The sequence below is a fragment of the Methylobacter marinus A45 genome (genome assembly GCF_000383855.1).
GTDB classification, from domain to species: domain Bacteria; phylum Pseudomonadota; class Gammaproteobacteria; order Methylococcales; family Methylomonadaceae; genus Methylobacter; species Methylobacter marinus.
This window is the reverse complement of sequence record NZ_KB912877.1, coordinates 4519391-4534363: the sequence shown is the minus strand read 5'-3', so window position 1 is coordinate 4534363 and position 14973 is coordinate 4519391. Positions and strand designations below refer to the sequence as shown.

Annotated in this window: 17 protein-coding genes; 8 read left to right on the top strand and 9 right to left on the bottom strand. The window is 53.3% G+C overall.

Annotated elements, in window-relative coordinates:
* Positions 1-36 precede the first annotated feature (36 nt).
* Both METMA_RS0121270 and htpX read right to left on the bottom strand, forming a co-directional pair.
* Positions 37-267 carry a DUF2835 domain-containing protein gene (locus tag METMA_RS0121270; protein WP_020161137.1) on the bottom strand — a complete coding sequence of 77 codons (231 nt, stop codon included), beginning with the start codon at positions 265-267 and terminating at the stop codon, positions 37-39.
* A gap of 45 nt (positions 268-312) precedes the next feature.
* Positions 313-1185 carry a protease HtpX gene (gene htpX / locus METMA_RS0121265; RefSeq protein ID WP_020161136.1) on the bottom strand — a complete coding sequence of 291 codons (873 nt, stop codon included), beginning with the start codon at positions 1183-1185 and terminating at the stop codon, positions 313-315.
* Positions 1186-1297: 112 nt separating this feature from the next.
* Here htpX and METMA_RS0121260 point away from each other — a divergent pair, with 112 nt between their 5' ends.
* The 3 genes from METMA_RS0121260 (at position 1298) to METMA_RS0121250 (ending at position 4223) form a co-directional block, all read left to right on the top strand.
* A complete protein-coding gene (locus METMA_RS0121260) occupies positions 1298-2416 on the top strand; it encodes a PQQ-dependent sugar dehydrogenase (protein ID WP_232216404.1) in 1119 nt (372 codons plus the stop codon).
* Between the two features lie 19 nt (positions 2417-2435).
* Positions 2436-3035: an NUDIX domain-containing protein gene (locus METMA_RS0121255; RefSeq protein WP_020161134.1), complete on the top strand. Its 600-nt coding sequence runs from the start codon at positions 2436-2438 to the stop codon at positions 3033-3035.
* A 315-nt stretch (positions 3036-3350) separates the two neighbouring features.
* On the top strand, positions 3351-4223 hold the full coding sequence (locus tag METMA_RS0121250; RefSeq protein WP_036249592.1) for a transglycosylase SLT domain-containing protein: 873 nt from the start codon (positions 3351-3353) through the stop codon (positions 4221-4223).
* Here METMA_RS0121250 and METMA_RS0121245 read toward each other — a convergent pair whose 3' ends face one another.
* The 5 genes from METMA_RS0121245 to fae form a co-directional block, all read right to left on the bottom strand.
* Positions 4224-4808: a PqiC family protein gene (locus tag METMA_RS0121245; RefSeq protein WP_020161132.1), complete on the bottom strand. Its 585-nt coding sequence runs from the start codon at positions 4806-4808 to the stop codon at positions 4224-4226.
* Between the two features lie 6 nt (positions 4809-4814).
* Entirely contained in the window at positions 4815-6398 is a 1584-nt protein-coding gene (locus METMA_RS0121240; RefSeq protein WP_020161131.1) for a PqiB family protein, read from the bottom strand.
* A 2-nt stretch (positions 6399-6400) separates the two neighbouring features.
* Positions 6401-7018 carry a paraquat-inducible protein A gene (locus METMA_RS0121235; protein WP_020161130.1) on the bottom strand — a complete coding sequence of 206 codons (618 nt, stop codon included), beginning with the start codon at positions 7016-7018 and terminating at the stop codon, positions 6401-6403.
* Positions 7008-7637, bottom strand: coding sequence for a paraquat-inducible protein A (locus tag METMA_RS25290; RefSeq protein ID WP_020161129.1), 630 nt, complete (start codon positions 7635-7637; stop codon positions 7008-7010). Before METMA_RS25290 ends, METMA_RS0121235 begins: the two co-directional genes overlap by 11 nt.
* Positions 7638-7857: 220 nt before the next feature.
* A complete protein-coding gene (fae, locus tag METMA_RS0121225; RefSeq protein ID WP_020161128.1) occupies positions 7858-8409 on the bottom strand; it encodes a formaldehyde-activating enzyme in 552 nt (183 codons plus the stop codon).
* A 182-nt stretch (positions 8410-8591) separates the two neighbouring features.
* Between fae and METMA_RS0121220 the strand changes: the two genes are divergently transcribed.
* The 3 genes from METMA_RS0121220 to METMA_RS0121210 are packed head-to-tail and all read left to right on the top strand — an operon-like array spanning position 8592 to position 12371.
* A complete protein-coding gene (locus tag METMA_RS0121220; protein ID WP_020161127.1) occupies positions 8592-10436 on the top strand; it encodes an LTA synthase family protein in 1845 nt (614 codons plus the stop codon).
* 55 nt (positions 10437-10491) lie between these two features.
* Positions 10492-11610 (top strand): hypothetical protein, encoded by a 1119-nt coding sequence (locus tag METMA_RS0121215; RefSeq protein WP_020161126.1) that lies wholly within the window; start codon positions 10492-10494, stop codon positions 11608-11610.
* Between the two features lie 23 nt (positions 11611-11633).
* Positions 11634-12371 (top strand): DUF434 domain-containing protein, encoded by a 738-nt coding sequence (locus tag METMA_RS0121210; protein WP_036249583.1) that lies wholly within the window; start codon positions 11634-11636, stop codon positions 12369-12371.
* 23 nt (positions 12372-12394) lie between these two features.
* Here the strand turns inward: METMA_RS0121210 and METMA_RS0121205 are convergent, their stop codons facing one another.
* Positions 12395-12898 (bottom strand): CDP-archaeol synthase, encoded by a 504-nt coding sequence (locus METMA_RS0121205; RefSeq protein WP_020161124.1) that lies wholly within the window; start codon positions 12896-12898, stop codon positions 12395-12397.
* Positions 12899-13069: 171 nt separating this feature from the next.
* Between METMA_RS0121205 and gstA the strand changes: the two genes are divergently transcribed.
* Positions 13070-13681, top strand: coding sequence for a glutathione transferase GstA (gene gstA / locus METMA_RS0121200; RefSeq protein WP_027147519.1), 612 nt, complete (start codon positions 13070-13072; stop codon positions 13679-13681).
* 70 nt (positions 13682-13751) lie between these two features.
* On the opposite strand, the gene METMA_RS0121195 is transcribed toward gstA, so the two are convergent.
* Positions 13752-14378 (bottom strand): helix-turn-helix transcriptional regulator, encoded by a 627-nt coding sequence (locus METMA_RS0121195; RefSeq protein WP_020161122.1) that lies wholly within the window; start codon positions 14376-14378, stop codon positions 13752-13754.
* Between the two features lie 210 nt (positions 14379-14588).
* Between METMA_RS0121195 and METMA_RS0121190 the strand changes: the two genes are divergently transcribed.
* Complete coding sequence (locus tag METMA_RS0121190) at positions 14589-14969, top strand: group I truncated hemoglobin (protein ID WP_020161121.1); 381 nt, start codon at positions 14589-14591, stop codon at positions 14967-14969.
* Positions 14970-14973 lie beyond the last annotated feature (4 nt).

Below are 14973 nucleotides of genomic sequence, written 5' to 3'. Positions count from 1 at the left end.
TACGCGAAAATCCCAAAACAGCTTTGTCTTCGGCGCTCATCGCAATCGATGCAGACGGACGAATTTGTTTTCAGCGGTCAGTTCCATTTCAAAATAGCCGTTGATGCCCTGGCGAGTCAGAAACGGCTGAATATTGCCGGCGGGAAAAGCGATTCTTCTGCCGTCGTCGGCAAGCACGGAAATGTTTTTGGCAAGACCTTGATAAACCTTAAGGCATTGCTCGCGGGAAAGGCTGAGAGAAAAGCGGATGAACTGGTGTTGAGGCATGGACTCAGGAAAGCCGGGCAGCGGACTGCCCGGCTTGTGGATAGATTAATGTTGGCTTTGCAGGGCGGCAATGCGCTCTTCCAGCGGAGGATGGCTCATAAACAGTTTTCGCACGCCGCCGCCGTTGATGCCGAAAGCCGCAAACTGGCCGGGCAGGTCCTCGGCTTGTCCGCGCTGCAGGGCACGCAGCGCGCCGATCATTTTTTGGCGCCCGGCCAGATTGGCGCCGCCGGCGTCAGCTCTGAATTCCCTGTAGCGCGAGAACCACATGACCAGCATCGTGGCCAGAAAGCCCAGGGCAATTTGCGCAACCATCTGCACGATGAAATAAGCCGGTCCGTACCCCTCTTCGGTTTTGAACACCGTGCGGTCGACCACATGGCCGATCACGGTGGCGAAAAAGTAAACGAAGGTGTTTACCACGCCCTGCATCAACGCCATCGTCACCATATCGCCATTGGCGACATGGCTGATTTCGTGGCCGACGACCGCTTCCACCTCATCGGCATTCATGTTTTGCAGCAGGCCGGTGCTGACAGCGACCAGGGCGCTGTTTTTGTTCATGCCCGTAGCAAAGGCATTCGGTTCCGGGGTCTGGAAAATACCGACTTCCGGCATGCCGATGCCGGCTTGTTGCGCCAATTTGGCGACGGTATCGACCAGCCATTGTTCGGTCCGGTTCTGCGGAGATTCGATTACGTGCACGCCCATCGCGTTTTTAGCGGACCATTTGGACATGGCCAGTGAAATTATTGAACCTGTCATGCCGATGACTGCCGAAATGATCAACAAGGCGTTCAGGTTAAGATCCACGCCCTGAGCATCCAGCATGCCGCTTAAACCCAGGACATTGAAAACGATACTGATGACAACCAGTATCGCCACGTTGGTAGCAAGGAAAAGAAAAATACGCATCATAATTTATGACCTGTAAGTATGGGAAATTTTCCAAGGATATGGGTATGAATCAAATTAATTCAATAGCGTTCCGCGGTGATAATATAAAAATTTATTTATGGAGGGCATCGTCATGTTTTTTAACAAAATAATAGTGTCCGGCCTGCTGCTGTTCAGTGCCGGTCCGGCTTTTTCACAACCGGGCCGGCATCAGGATGTCATCGAGCAATTGCAGTTGCCGGCCGGATTCCATATTTCTATTTTTGCCGACAATGTTCCCAATGCCCGGTCGCTGGCATTAGGCGATAACGGCACGGTTTTTGTCGGCACGATGCGCCAGGGCGCTGTTTATGCCGTGCAGGATACCAATGGCGACGGTGTCGCCGACAAACGGCATGTCATCGCCAGGGATTTATATATGCCCAATGGCGTGGCCTATAAGGATGGCGCGCTTTATGTGGCGGAAGTCAATCGCATCATTCGTTTCGATGACATCAACAAGCGCCTGAATAATCCCCCCAAGCCGGTCACGGTCTACGATAAATTGCCCTCGGATCAGCATCACGGCTGGAAATACCTGCGCTTTGGACCTGACAACAAACTCTATACAGCGGTCGGCGCGCCTTGTAATATCTGTAACCCTGAAAAAGAGATCTACGCCTCGCTGGTGCGGCTGAATCCAGATGGCAGCGACTTTGAGATTATCGGCCGCGGCATCCGGAATACCGTCGGTTTTGACTGGGAGCCGGTTTCGAAAACCTTGTATTTTTCAGAAAACGGCCGCGACTACATGGGCGATGACAGGCCGCCCGACGAAATCAACCAATGGTCTGTTAAAGGCGAACATTTCGGCTATCCGTATTGCCATGGCGGCGATATACCGGATCCCGAGTTTGCCGGCGACAGAAAATGCCGGGAATTCACGGCGCCGGTCTGGAAAATCAAAGCGCATATGGCGGCTCTGGGCATGCGTTTTTATCAGGGCGATCTGTTTCCGGCCGACTTTAAAAACCAATTGTTCGTCGCGCAGCACGGTTCCTGGAATCGCAGCAAGCCGCATGGCTATCGCGTGGTGCTGATAAAATTCAGGGAGGGCAAGCCAGTCTCGGAAGCACCGTTTGTCAGCGGTTGGCTGACCAAAGAAGACAAGGTGCTCGGGCGCCCCGTGGATGTACTGGAAATGCCGGATGGCAGTGTCTTGATCAGCGATGATGAGCTGGGCGTCATCTATCGAGTGAACTATAAAAAATAACCCGTATCAGGTAAACGGAATGAAAAAACAATTTGAGATTATTGACAGGGAAGTTGGTTACCAAGGGTTCTTCAGGCTGGAAAAATACCGCTTGAAACATACCTTGTTCGCCGGCGGCTGGAGCGCCGAGATAGAGCGCGAGCTGTTCATGCGCGGCAATTGTGTCGCGGTTTTGTTATACGACCCTGATGCCGATAAAGTCGTCTTGATCGAGCAGTTCCGGGTAGGCAGCCTTATGCGCCCCGAGAAAGCCTGGATGCTGGAAATTGTCGCCGGCGCCATGGAGGAGGGCGAGACGGCCGAGGAAGTCGCTTACCGCGAGTCGATGGAAGAAGCCGGTTGTGAAATTCAGGAATTGATGGTCATTAATGAATTCTATACCACGCCGGGCGGTTCTTCCGAATGGATCACCCTGTTTTGCGGCAAGGTCGACAGTACCCATGTCGGCGGTATTCATGGCCTGGATCATGAGCACGAGGATATTATGGTGCGCGCCGTGCATTTTGACGAGGTCTATCAGATGCTGGAGGACCGATTGATTGAATCCGCCATTCCCATTGTTGCCATTCAGTGGCTGGCTTTACACAGAGAGCAGCTTAGGCAGAAGTGGGTCAAATAATTTTACACCTGATGTGCTTGGTAAAAGCTGTTAATAATCAAGTAAATAAGGGTTGTAAGCGGGGTGGTTGCCCGTGCATGAGGCGCAACGTGAGATCGGGTTGCCAAATCAGGTCTTGTAGCTAAAAGTATATATAATCAAAGAACTAAATAATCTTTGTCAGGCGATATATGAGCTTAAGTGTCGGTAAATTTTACACTTACCGATAAGCGGTCGGCAGGGTTCAGCCTCAACATTATAGAAAATAAGGCAATTACAGTTCTGGCACGCAACATGCTCTAAATCAATCTCGTGCAACACAGAGTGGAGAGTGGCATGAGTTGGAACACAGTAATGATCGTCGTACTGCTAACCCTTTGTTCTTTTTGGGCGCAAGCAGCCAAGGTTGACCATAAGGCGGCAAGCATCCGAAAAATGGCTGTAGCCTACGAGCATGGCCGCGGCGTTAAAAAAGATTACAGAAAAGCTTTCAAGTATTACTGCCGGGCCGCCTACAGGGGCGATGCGATCGCGTCCTATCATCTCGGTTTCATGTATTTTTACGGGCGCGGCGTGCCGCGCGACCTGTCGCTTTCAATGTATTGGTTCCGCCAATCCGCCGACAAAGGGGATGCTTATTCCCAGCGCATGGTAAAACACCATAAACATGTCAAGCCCGTTTACGACTCGGCCTGTGACCCGGAGTCGAGGGTGGCGCGCCGGCCGTATGCCAGCCATGCCAAGCGCAAAATTGTCGAGTCCTGGGTTAATAAAATAGCACCGGCATACGGCATCGATCCCAAGTTGGTACTGGCTGTCATCCAGGCTGAATCAGCCTTCAATCCCAGGGCTTTATCCAATAAAAACGCTCAGGGACTGATGCAACTGATCCCGGCGACGGCTGAACGCTTCGGCGTCAGGGATGCCTGGAACCCGGTTCAGAATATCAAAGGCGGCACGGCCTATCTTAACTGGCTGATCCACCATTTCTCCGGCAATGTAGAGCTGGTATTGGCCGCCTATAACGCGGGCGAAGGCGCGGTCGAACGCTACCATGGCGTGCCGCCTTATGAAGAAACCCAAAATTATGTCAAACGTATCCTGTCCCGGTATAAGAAAAGAATGCATCCGATACCCGTAAGGCAAGTCGGCAAACCGCTTCCGTTGCATCAGGCCGTCGTTCAGGACAGGCCGGCGGCTGATGGTTGATTAGTTTAACTCGGCCAGCGCCAGGGAGAGTTCGCGGCTGAATTCGGCGAGCAGCGCGCTCAATGCCTTGACCGTGCCGGCATGCGAGGTGTCAGCGAGCGGCTGTTCGATTTTGGAGCGGCCATGGGTCAGGATTTGGTGGTTTTGTTCATTCATGATGGCCCAACCGGCTTCCAGGTTGGCGGATTGACCGGGCCGCGTATCGAACCGGACCACATCGATAATCACGCGATAGTCGACCGAGCCGAATGCGCCCCAGGGATAGGAGCGAACGATATCGGCCGGCAGCAGCAGGGAAAGATTATGCGTTAATACCCGGGTCATGTCGTCTTTTAACGGTGCGGCCCATTGGTGAAACGCGGCGATTTCTATGGTGTTGGCCGGGGTGCGGGTCACTATTTTCTGGCGGTCTATCAGGGCCGGGATGGAGAGGGGACCAACGCCGATCAACTGTTTTTTGACTGCGCCTGTTGTCGCTGGCGCGGACTCGTCTAACGGTTCCAACACATAAAACTGCGTCGGCGGCGTCGACGCGCAGCCCGACAGCAGCAGACTGGCAACGATTATCCATTTTGAAAATTGCATGCGTGTTTATTCCTCTTCTTTACCGCGAATCAATGAATCCGGATGCTGTTCGAGATAATCGGACAGTTGTTTGACCGATTTCGCCGTTTGGGTCAGCTCCCGGAGCAGTTGTTCCAGTTCGTAGTGGGTCGTGGAGCCGGGCTCAAAGGTGTTTAACACTTGCTGGGCCGAACTGATCGTATTGTCGGCATGCCCCAGCGTGCCTTTCGCTGAATGGAGCATGTCGGTCGCCGCGTTGGACGTGCCCTGCAATGATACCAGCGTGGCGTCGATGTCCTGGCTCAGTTTGTCCAATGGCAGTTTGGCAACCTTGTCCATGATGATATTGGCCGCATGGGTAAACTGGTCCAGGGAACTGGCCGTGGTCGGAAACTGGGGGTAAGGCGTCGTGTTGGCGCTCAGGATAACTTCAGTGTCCGGATAAAAATCCAGGTCGACCAGCAGCTGCCCGGTCAGCAGGCTGCCCGTTTGTAATTGCGCACGCAAGCCTTTATCGATCAGCCTTTCGAGCATCGATTTATCGCTGACGCCGGCCTGGTTGTTCACTTTCTTTATGCGATCCGGCTCCAGTTCCACGATGACCGGCACACGAATTTCCGCTGTTTTTTTGTCCAATTCCAGGCGGATGCTGGTGACCTTGCCGATCGGGATGCCGCGCAAATGCACCGGTGCACCTTCGGTCAGGCCGCGTAGTGAGCCCTGGAAATACATGACATATTTCAAGGTATGGGCGTAGACCGTCTGGGTCGATTGCTCATAGGTATCGTATAACTGAAAAAGCGTGTTTTCAGGCTGGATGTCGGCGGCTGTATCATGAGCCGATGCCCGAAAAGCGATGCCGCCGCTTAACAACGAGATCAGCGGCCCGGTTCTGACTTTAAAGCCATTGACGCCGGCCGATAAATCGACGCCGCTGTCTATCCAGAAGCGGGTGTTTTTCCTGACAAACTGGTCGTAAGGGGCGTTAATGAAGATCGTCAAATGTATGGCATTGGCCTCGGCGGACAACTCATGGCTGAGCACTTCGCCGACGATAATGCCGTGGAAATTAATCGGCGTGCCGGGGCGCATCGAACCCAGGTTGCTGGTTTCCAATATGAATTGCGTGCCTTCGACATCGGTTTTCAACGGCGGCGGCGCAATGAGACCGGTAAAATGCTCCTGCTTGCGGCCATCGCCGGGCTTTATGCCGATATAGGGGCCCGATAGCAAGGTGCCGAGCCCCGAAACGCCGCCCAGGCCGACTTGCGGGCGCACGACCCAGAAACTGGTGTTTTCCTTCAGGTAACCGGCGGCCGTACTGTTCATCCGGGCTGTCACGCGAATGGTCTTGTTGTCGTCGTTAATGGAAATGGCCGTCACTTTGCCGACCTCGACATCCAGGTAGCGGATCTTGGTTTTATCGACTTCCAGTCCTTCCGCCGTCGGGAAGGTGATGGTGATGACCGGACCTTTTTCCATGCTGGCTTTATAGATCAGCCAACCGCTGACCAGCAGCGCAATGATGGGCAAGAACCAGACCAGCGGCAATTCGGATTTTTGATGGAGCGCTACGTCTGCGGCGTCGTAAGAGTCGTTGAAATTGTTCATACTTAGCGTTGGTTGTCCCAGATAAGGCGTGGATCGAAACTTTTGGCCGCAAACATTGTGAGAACCACGACGGCGGCGAAGGCTGTGGCCGCGGGCCCGGCAATAACGCGGGCAATGCCGCCCAGATCGACCAGGGAAACAAGGATGGAAATCATGAAAATATCGAGCATGGACCAGCGGCCGACAAAGGCGATAATGCGGTACATGACCGTCCATTTGTGGGCGTCGACCTGCCAGCGGTAATGCACGCACAGCAGTAATAAGGCGATGCCCAGCAGTTTCAGCAGCGGCACCAGAATACTGGCAACCAGGACCAGTATCGCGATCGGCAGCATGTCGCCTTTAATCAGTTCAATAATGCCGCCGATGATCGTATGCGGTTCGCCGGCGGTTAATTGCGTGACCGTCATGATAGGGTAAAGGTTGGCCGGAATGTAAAGCAGGAATGCGCTAATGAGTAGGGCCAGTGTGCGCTGCAGGCTGTTCGCCTGTCGCGCATGCAGCGGGCTGCCGCAAAGCCGGCAATGCCGGGGACGGTTTGCCGCCGGGATTTTTGTTAAACAGCCGCAATCATGACAGCGGACAAACCCTTGTGCCAGCGCGTTCATTTCAGTTTTCATGGCGATGGTTATGCTGCAATTGCTCGATGCGGCGCCAGAACAGGTAAGGATCCAGACAACTGGCCAGCAGGGCGTTTACGATCAATAAGGCAATAAAGGCATACAAACCGAAGCCGAACCGGAGATCAGCCATCGATGCCAGCTTAACGCAGGCGACGATAATGCCCAGCATATAAACCTCGAGCATGGCCCATTCTTCAAGGTGTTGCAACCAGCGCATCCAGTAGGGCAAATACCGGTTTGGCCGCCGAAAATAAAGATGGCCGCTGACCAGTACGGATAAAACAATATTGATCAAGGGGACCAGAATGCTGGATAAAAACACCAGTATGGCGATCGCCCACATGTCTTCCCGGTATAACGTCAACACGCCGGACCATAATGTACCGTCGCGGGTATTGCCCAACACTTTGATGCCGACCAGCGGCAACAAATTGGCCGGCAGGATCAGTATCAAGCCGGTGAGGGACAAGGCAAACGTGCGGGCAACGCTTTGCTTGCGCGGACGCTGGAGCAGATAGCCGCAGCGGGGGCAGCGCGCCTTGTCGCCGACAGCAGGCCGGGCCGGGGTGAGCAATAAATCACATTCGGCGCAGGCATCAAGTTCAATTCTACTCATGGTCCAACTGTTGTTATGCGGGTAAATTGAGTTATAGCAGAGGTCTCGTTCATTAAAATATACCATGAACCTTAAGCGGACATGAGCAAATAAAAACCTGCCCGGACGCTCAGCAGGGCGTCAGCGGTAAGGATGGTCGGGAGGTCTGGCGGGATTGGCTTAAGAGGCAAAACGCCCGGCCTGGATACCCTGGCCGGGCGTCGGGAATATTACTGCAAAATTACCACTGGGATTCGCCGGTTTCCGGGTCGTACATTTCATGGACGATTTTCTTGCGGTTGGCAATCAGTTCCTCAATGCCGGGTGAATTGCTCATGGCGCGTGAAATCGCCAGTTTCATGGCTTCATAATTGGTACGGTATAAATCCTTGCGATCCAGATCCGGGTCCGTTGCACATTCAGGTGCAATCCAGATCATCGCGATAATACACAAATCATTGGCCTGATCGGCCGGAATCACACCGTCTATCACACTATCCAGCACCGCATCGGCGACGGCGGATTGCACGGGGCCGCCGAATAAATTCACATAGGCACTGGATTTGATCGTGACTTTCGGAACCATGATGGTGGCGGGGCGTACCTGCTGGTTGCAGGCGCGAATGGCGAACATGCGCGTATGGCCTTCGGTTTGCCCCATCAGATTGGCGAAGGCATGCCCCGCGGGGCCCTTGACATCGCCTATGAGTATTTCAGGCATGGCGTCCGTGCCTTGGCCTTCGCTGGAAAATACCGTCGCTTCGCCGGTTCTGAACCAAATTTTATCTGACATTGTGAAGCCCCAAAATAAGTGAAAGAGACAGGCATTCTATGCTGGATAAAGCGCGGCGGGCAATAGTAGAGGATGATGAAAAATAAATGCCTGCGGGCAGGGCAGGCAGCAAGAACGGTTGTGATAAACTAAATCGGTTCGCCACCCTGATTTGACTGTTTTCTGGAATATCATTGTTAGCCATGTTATCAAAATTATTGCCCGTTATTTCCACAACGGTATTGTATGCGTTGTATTACCTGATCAGTGTCTTCAAATTCGATGTGCAGATCCACTTTAAGGCGGTGCCGTACGATTATCTTCTGCAAATTATTATCGCCTATCTGCTTTTTGCCTTCTCAAAAAGCCTGTGGATTTTTTTGGTGATTCAGTCCCTGGTGATGGGCATACTGTATGTCGGTAATGCCATAAAAATATCCTTTTTCGGCGGCCCGATCATGCCGGATGATATTTATGCATTACGTTCCCTGTTGCTGATTCTTGACGGATGGCGGTTTTTTGCCGCGGCTGTGCCGTTGGCCGCCATTGCCAGCCTGTTGCTGTACAACTTCAGCATGCGCCACTGGAGTTCCTATCTCGCCAGTCTGGTCGTACTTTTGTTCAGCATTACCCTGGTTTATGAACCGACCTCAATCGTCAAACCGCTCGATCAGTTTTTTGGCAATTCGGTATGGGATCAGCGCTCCAATTATTTATGGCATGGCGCGACCGTTTACACCATTCAGGAGAGTGCGCGCCGGTTCGCCGACGCCGATGTGACGCCCGATCAGGACCGGGCACAGGAATCGGCCGAAAACCTGCTGGCGGCTGTGCCGAAGAAAGTCGGCGGGCCTGCATTTACGCCGCGCAACGTGCATATTGTCTTGCTGGAGTCTTTCTGGGATCCGAATGAATTAAAGAAAGCCCGGTACCAACAAAATCCCCTTGCGCCGGAATTTCGTAAACTTTGGAAAAAAGCCGGTTACTCTCATGCCATGGCGCCGGTGTTCGGCGGTTATACCGCCAATTCGGAATTTGAAGTCCTGTGCGGATTCCCGGTCGTCAAGGATAATGTCAAATTCGAGCGCCGGCTATTGAACGATGTCCCCTGCCTGCCGCATATTCTTGGCGAAAACGGTTACAAAACCATGGCCTCTCACCCTAATGTGCCGGTCTTCTGGAATCGCGTGAATGCTTATCGGCGCATCGGTTTCCAGACCTACTGGTCGCTGCAGGATTTTGTCAAGGACGACATGAACCGCGAGTTTCTGTCGGATGTCTCTCTGTACCGGCAGGTCATGGAGAAAATCCAGCCGGCGCTGGATGCGCATCAGCCGATTCTGGATTACATCGTGACCTATTTCGGCCATTGGAATTACCCTTTGAGCGAAAGCCGGCCCAATAAGATAACGTCACCCTCGCCGGTCGAGGAAGTATCGGGCTATGCCAATACGGTCTATTACAAGTCCCGCGAAATGATGGATTTCATTAATGAAATGCGCAAACGCGACCCGGACGGCATCATCGTGCTGTTCGGCGACCACCTGCCTTTCCTGGGCGAGAATTTTGCCGGCTATGTCGATTCAGGCGTGCTGGCGGCCAATCGCAGCGACTTTACGGCGGAAATGTTCAAGTTCTATGTCAGCACGCCGATGCTGATCATCGATGGCAAACGCGGGCCGATCAAATTCGGCAGCATGCCACTTTATCAGGTGCCTAAAATGATACTTAACCTGTTGAATTTCAATGAGCCGACGATCATGGATTACACCGATTCCATGCCTGATATGCGGGTGCGGCCATTGCCCGGCCTGCATTTCAATCTGACTGGAGACCAGAAAGTGGATCTGTGCAAGGAACCGCCGTACTCGGCGGGCTGCCGGGCATCAGCCAGATGGCTGCACGATGTGCTCACGGTCAGCAATGACTTGTTCATGGGCCGCCAGTTTACCCGGCCCAGGCATCTGCCCAGGGAGCCGGCAGCGCCTGAACCGGTCACCGCCGAGATCATCGCCCGGCAGGAAGCCGGGGGCAGCAAGGCGAAATAAGACACAGGGGCAGGCCGATCCGCCGACTGCCGCTTGATTTTTCCGGAGAAAATGCATGAAAAAATATGTCACCGCGACTGTTCTCAGTCTCGCAATGATGCTTTCAACTCCCGGTTTTGCCGGGCAGATCAATGTGCCGCTGCAGATCGATTACGGTTTGATTGAAAAAGCGCTGAATACCCAGTTGTATAAAGACGAAGGCCATTCCGCCAAGCTTTGGAATGACCGTCAAGGTTGTAGTTTTCTAAAGTTTTCCAACCCTCAGGTCAGCGGTCAAAATGGTCAGGTGCGCTTGCTGAATGACGTTCAGGCCCGGTTAGGGACCGGATTCGGCGGGCAGTGCGTGACCATGCTGGATTGGGACGGCATCCTGGAGACTTTCCAGCAGCCGACCCTTAACGCCGAACAGTCGGTCGTGACTTTCCCCATTACCCGAGCCAATGCCTACGACCGCGAAGGCCGCCAACTGGCGATCGACAAATTGCAGGACTTGATCAGGCGCGTCGCCGAGCCCAAACTGGCAGCGGTGAAAGTGGATCTGAATGAATCCCGGGTTGAAATCCAGCAAACGCTGGCCAGATTTTTACCGAAGCAGAATGCCGCGCAATTTCAGGACATGCTGGACACGCTGAAATTCAGCCATATTCAGGCTCAGGATAACGGCATTAACGTTAATCTCGCCTTTAATGCGCCGGCTCAAATGGCGGCAGTCAAACAAGCGCCGGTCCAGGCCCTCAACGAAGCGGAGCAGCAGCAATGGGCGGCCGCCTGGCAGCAATGGGATGAGTTTCTGACTGCGGCGATCAAACAGGCCTCCGACGATACCCAGTCGCAAGAGCTGCGTGATACCTTAATGGAAATTCTGCTCGATTCGAGGGCCGCTTTCCAGGCCGGCCTGAAAGGCCAGGATAGCAGCGGCGCGGATCCGGTCCGGGTATTTTTTACCGAGACCTGGGTGCGCCTGGCGCCCGTCCTGAAAACCATCGCCAGGGAAGTGCCCGGCATGCAGGGCATGCAATATTTGACCTTCATAGCCGCCACCGATGTCATGTATGAACTTGAGAGTCTGGGCGCGCCGTTCGGCCTGGAGATTTCCACTGACGGCTTGCGCAGGCTGGCGCGCATGCTGATAGCCGGCAGACAGGAGCACATGGAGTCGAAGCCGATGCGTTGACGCCGGCTATCATGAGGCAGAATATGAATACGCATGAACAAAGGCACCGAAACGCGCATCTGGGCGACAAAACGCTATTCAGCGGCGGGCGTTTGCTGCGTTTGCATCAGGCGGTTTATGATCTTTGCTGGCTGCTTAATCGCGGTTATGCCCGGCCTTCGGCCATCAAACTGGTAGGCGATCACTATCAGCTGCTTAAACGCCAGCGCCTGGCTATTGCCAGGGCGGCTTGTTCGGATGCCAGCCGGGAATTAAGATCCGGCAAGTGTCTGCCGGTCGAGGCTGTCAAGGACCGGCAATTGGTTATTGACGGGTTTAACCTGATCATTACGATAGAGACTCTCATGGCGGGCGGTGTCGTGCTGCGCTGCCGGGATGGTTGTATCCGCGATATTGCCGGCATCCACGGCACTTATCGGCAGGTCAATGAAACCGGCAAGGCGATCGCGCTTATCGGCGGAGTGCTCGAATCTTTCAGTCCGGAAAACGTGCTGTGGCTTTTCGACAGGCCCGTTTCCAACAGCGGGCGTCTAGCGGTCCTGGTGCGCGAAATCGCTCAGGAGCAGGGCTGGAGCTGGCAGACCGCGTTAATTGATAACCCCGACCAATTCATCATTCGCGCCGAGCAAGTGGCGATTACGTCCGATTCGGCCGTCCTGGACGCGGTAGAGCAGTGGGTCAATCTGGGCGCCTACATCGTCTCTCATTTTTTTCCTGCCGCCTGGGTGATCGATTTTTCCAATAGCAACGGCCCGGTCTGATACGACTTTTGGAGAGTAACCGGTCAATAAGGGCGGTTTTTGATATGAAGCCGATACAGGACCGGCGAGAGAAAGATTTCAACCAGAAAAAAGATCAGGGCAATCGCTAAAATATCCAGCCATCCCAGGCCCAGTTGCGTCCGCAACAACAGCGCAGGCATGACGGATTCGGGGATGGTATCAACGCCGCGAACCCGGCTGCTTTCGGCATGGCCTCGCCGGCGTTTGATAAAACTGGCCAACAGGTCGCCCGACATGGTCGCCAGGCCGAATAAGGCGCCCTCTTGCGCGGACAGCCCCAGGACCGGGGCAACGAGCGAGGCGGCGATGACCGCAATGACGATGCCGCGCCAGGTTTTGCTGTAACCGAACAGCGGATAGCCGTCGCCTAACGTCAGTCCCATATCCACCGGCCAGCTGAACCGGGCTTTAAACCAGCGGCGAGCTAAAACCGGCGCGCCGTTGGCGGCCAGCAGCAGCATAACGGTCCGGCCGATACAGATCAGGCATGGTTCGATATTCGTCATAAACAATTCCGAAATCGATGATTATAGGTTTCCGACCATTTTTTTTGAACAACTCTCAAAACCGGACTATCCAAATTCAAAAAATCCGGTTCCTTTGGCTCCCCGGCATCGGCCGGCAAAACCGACGTAATTCAGTCAAGTTCTTTGGTGAAACCTTTCGGGAGATTGACGATGAAACTCTACTACGCTCCAGGTGCCTGTTCGCTGTCGCCTCATATTGTGTTATGCGAGGCGGAACTGCCGTTTGAACTCATTAAAGTTGATTTGCAGGAAAAGAAGACGGAAACCGGCGAGGATTTCCGCACTGTGAACCCTAACGGCTATGTGCCGGTACTGGTGCTCGATGACGGGCGCCAACTGACGGAAGGGCCCGCTATCATTCAATACATCGCCGATCAGGCGCCCGGGAAGCGATTGGCGCCGGAAGCCGGTACGTTCGAGCGTTACAATCTGCAGCAATGGCTGAATTTTATTTCCACCGAATTGCACAAGACTTATTCGCCGCTGTTCAATGCCAACATGCCCGCGGAGGCCAAGACACTGTTTCGGAGAACACTGGCATCCCGTTTTCAATGGGTGGCGGATCAGGTTGCCTCGCAACCTTATCTTCTGGGCAGTGATTTTACCGTCGCGGACGCTTATTTATTTGTCATGCTGCGCTGGGGAAAACTGATGGCGATCGATATTTCACGCTGGCCGCCCCTGGTACAATACCAGAACAAGATCGCCGATCGCCCCGCGGTAAAAAGGGCGCTACAGGAAGAAGGGCTTGGCGCCGGCTAGGCCGTGATGAACCGGACGGACATGAAGGGAAGGGGGCTGGTGCGCTTCGCCGACTGCCGGCACCGGTCTGTCAGTTATTTTTGATAATAAATTTGCAGGAACAGTCATTACGCGCCATGCACTCGGTTTGTTCGATCGGCCGGTTCAGTAACGCGGACATCAAGGCCCGGTCGAATTCACACAGTTCCGGAAATTGCTGGGCAAGATCGTGATAAACGCAATTGAAGGCACGTATGCTCGGCGTCGGGGCGTTCTGCTCCTCCGTTGCGTGATAGCCTAGCGCCTGCATGGTCTCAACCAGTGCGGTGATCCTGTCCCCCGGTTCCTTATCGTTGAATTGCGCCATCAGCGTTTGCGCGAACTTGGCGCCAAGCCTTGCCATGTAACGCCCGAAAGCTTCATCGCCCATTTCCGCCTTGAGTTCCGCCAGCATTAAATTACAGAACCAGGCATATTGTTTGGGAAACCGGTTGATGCCTTTTTCCGTCAGGACATAATTTCTGGATGGCCGCCCGCCGGTGATTTTGAAAGTGTCTTTTTTTATGAGATCGCTACTTTCGAGGCTGACCACATGTTGATTGACGGCATTTCTAGAGATATTCAGCGCTGAGGCGATTTCATCAAGGCTCATGCCTCGCCTTGCGTTCAGCAGCAGTTTTAATATCTGATCTTGGCGCGAGCTTGTTCCGTCAGTCATGGGTATTTCTTGCTGTCATTGCGATTAACTTTAATAAATATTCAAAAGTTATCAATCAACTGAAGATGATAAGGATGGAAAAATTATAGTGTATGCAATCCCCTTTTGTCATATAAATATTGCAAAAGTTAAGTATCGATACTAAACTAATTTTCGGGCACTAATGCCCTCCCATAACTATTTAATAATAATTTTTAAAGGTACTTAACGATGAGTGAAACACCTACACTGACACTTTATGATCAACTCGGTGGCGAAGCGGCTGTCAATGCAGCGGTCGATATTTTTTACCGCAAGGTTTTAAGCGATCATCGGATTAACCGCTTTTTTGACAATACCGATATGGAACAGCAAGCGGCAAAGCAAAAAGCTTTTTTAACGATGGCTTTTGGCGGCCCTAATAACTACAACGGCACCGATATGCGCAATGCGCATGCCAGACTGGTCAAGATGGGCCTGGATAATTCGCATTTTGATGCGGTGATGGAACATCTAAGTGGAACTTTACAGGAATTGAATGTTCCACAGGAATTGATCGCGCAAGTTGCCGCAATTGCGGAAAGTACGCGCAGTGACGTTCTGGGTAAATAGTTAA

Bases quoted from the DNA above. Each gene is read 5' to 3' on its own strand.
- METMA_RS0121270 (WP_020161137.1), bottom strand. From the start codon at position 267: ATGCCTCAACACCAGTTCATCCGCTTTTCTCTCAGCCTTTCCCGCGAG.
- htpX (WP_020161136.1), bottom strand. From the start codon at position 1,185: ATGATGCGTATTTTTCTTTTCCTTGCTACCAACGTGGCGATACTGGTT.
- METMA_RS0121260 (WP_232216404.1), top strand. From the start codon at position 1,298: ATGTTTTTTAACAAAATAATAGTGTCCGGCCTGCTGCTGTTCAGTGCC.
- METMA_RS0121255 (WP_020161134.1), top strand. From the start codon at position 2,436: ATGAAAAAACAATTTGAGATTATTGACAGGGAAGTTGGTTACCAAGGG.
- METMA_RS0121250 (WP_036249592.1), top strand. From the start codon at position 3,351: ATGAGTTGGAACACAGTAATGATCGTCGTACTGCTAACCCTTTGTTCT.
- METMA_RS0121245 (WP_020161132.1), bottom strand. From the start codon at position 4,808: ATGCAATTTTCAAAATGGATAATCGTTGCCAGTCTGCTGCTGTCGGGC.
- METMA_RS0121240 (WP_020161131.1), bottom strand. From the start codon at position 6,398: ATGAACAATTTCAACGACTCTTACGACGCCGCAGACGTAGCGCTCCAT.
- METMA_RS0121235 (WP_020161130.1), bottom strand. From the start codon at position 7,018: ATGAAAACTGAAATGAACGCGCTGGCACAAGGGTTTGTCCGCTGTCAT.
- METMA_RS25290 (WP_020161129.1), bottom strand. From the start codon at position 7,637: ATGAGTAGAATTGAACTTGATGCCTGCGCCGAATGTGATTTATTGCTC.
- fae (WP_020161128.1), bottom strand. From the start codon at position 8,409: ATGTCAGATAAAATTTGGTTCAGAACCGGCGAAGCGACGGTATTTTCC.
- METMA_RS0121220 (WP_020161127.1), top strand. From the start codon at position 8,592: ATGTTATCAAAATTATTGCCCGTTATTTCCACAACGGTATTGTATGCG.
- METMA_RS0121215 (WP_020161126.1), top strand. From the start codon at position 10,492: ATGAAAAAATATGTCACCGCGACTGTTCTCAGTCTCGCAATGATGCTT.
- METMA_RS0121210 (WP_036249583.1), top strand. From the start codon at position 11,634: ATGAATACGCATGAACAAAGGCACCGAAACGCGCATCTGGGCGACAAA.
- METMA_RS0121205 (WP_020161124.1), bottom strand. From the start codon at position 12,898: ATGACGAATATCGAACCATGCCTGATCTGTATCGGCCGGACCGTTATG.
- gstA (WP_027147519.1), top strand. From the start codon at position 13,070: ATGAAACTCTACTACGCTCCAGGTGCCTGTTCGCTGTCGCCTCATATT.
- METMA_RS0121195 (WP_020161122.1), bottom strand. From the start codon at position 14,378: ATGACTGACGGAACAAGCTCGCGCCAAGATCAGATATTAAAACTGCTG.
- METMA_RS0121190 (WP_020161121.1), top strand. From the start codon at position 14,589: ATGAGTGAAACACCTACACTGACACTTTATGATCAACTCGGTGGCGAA.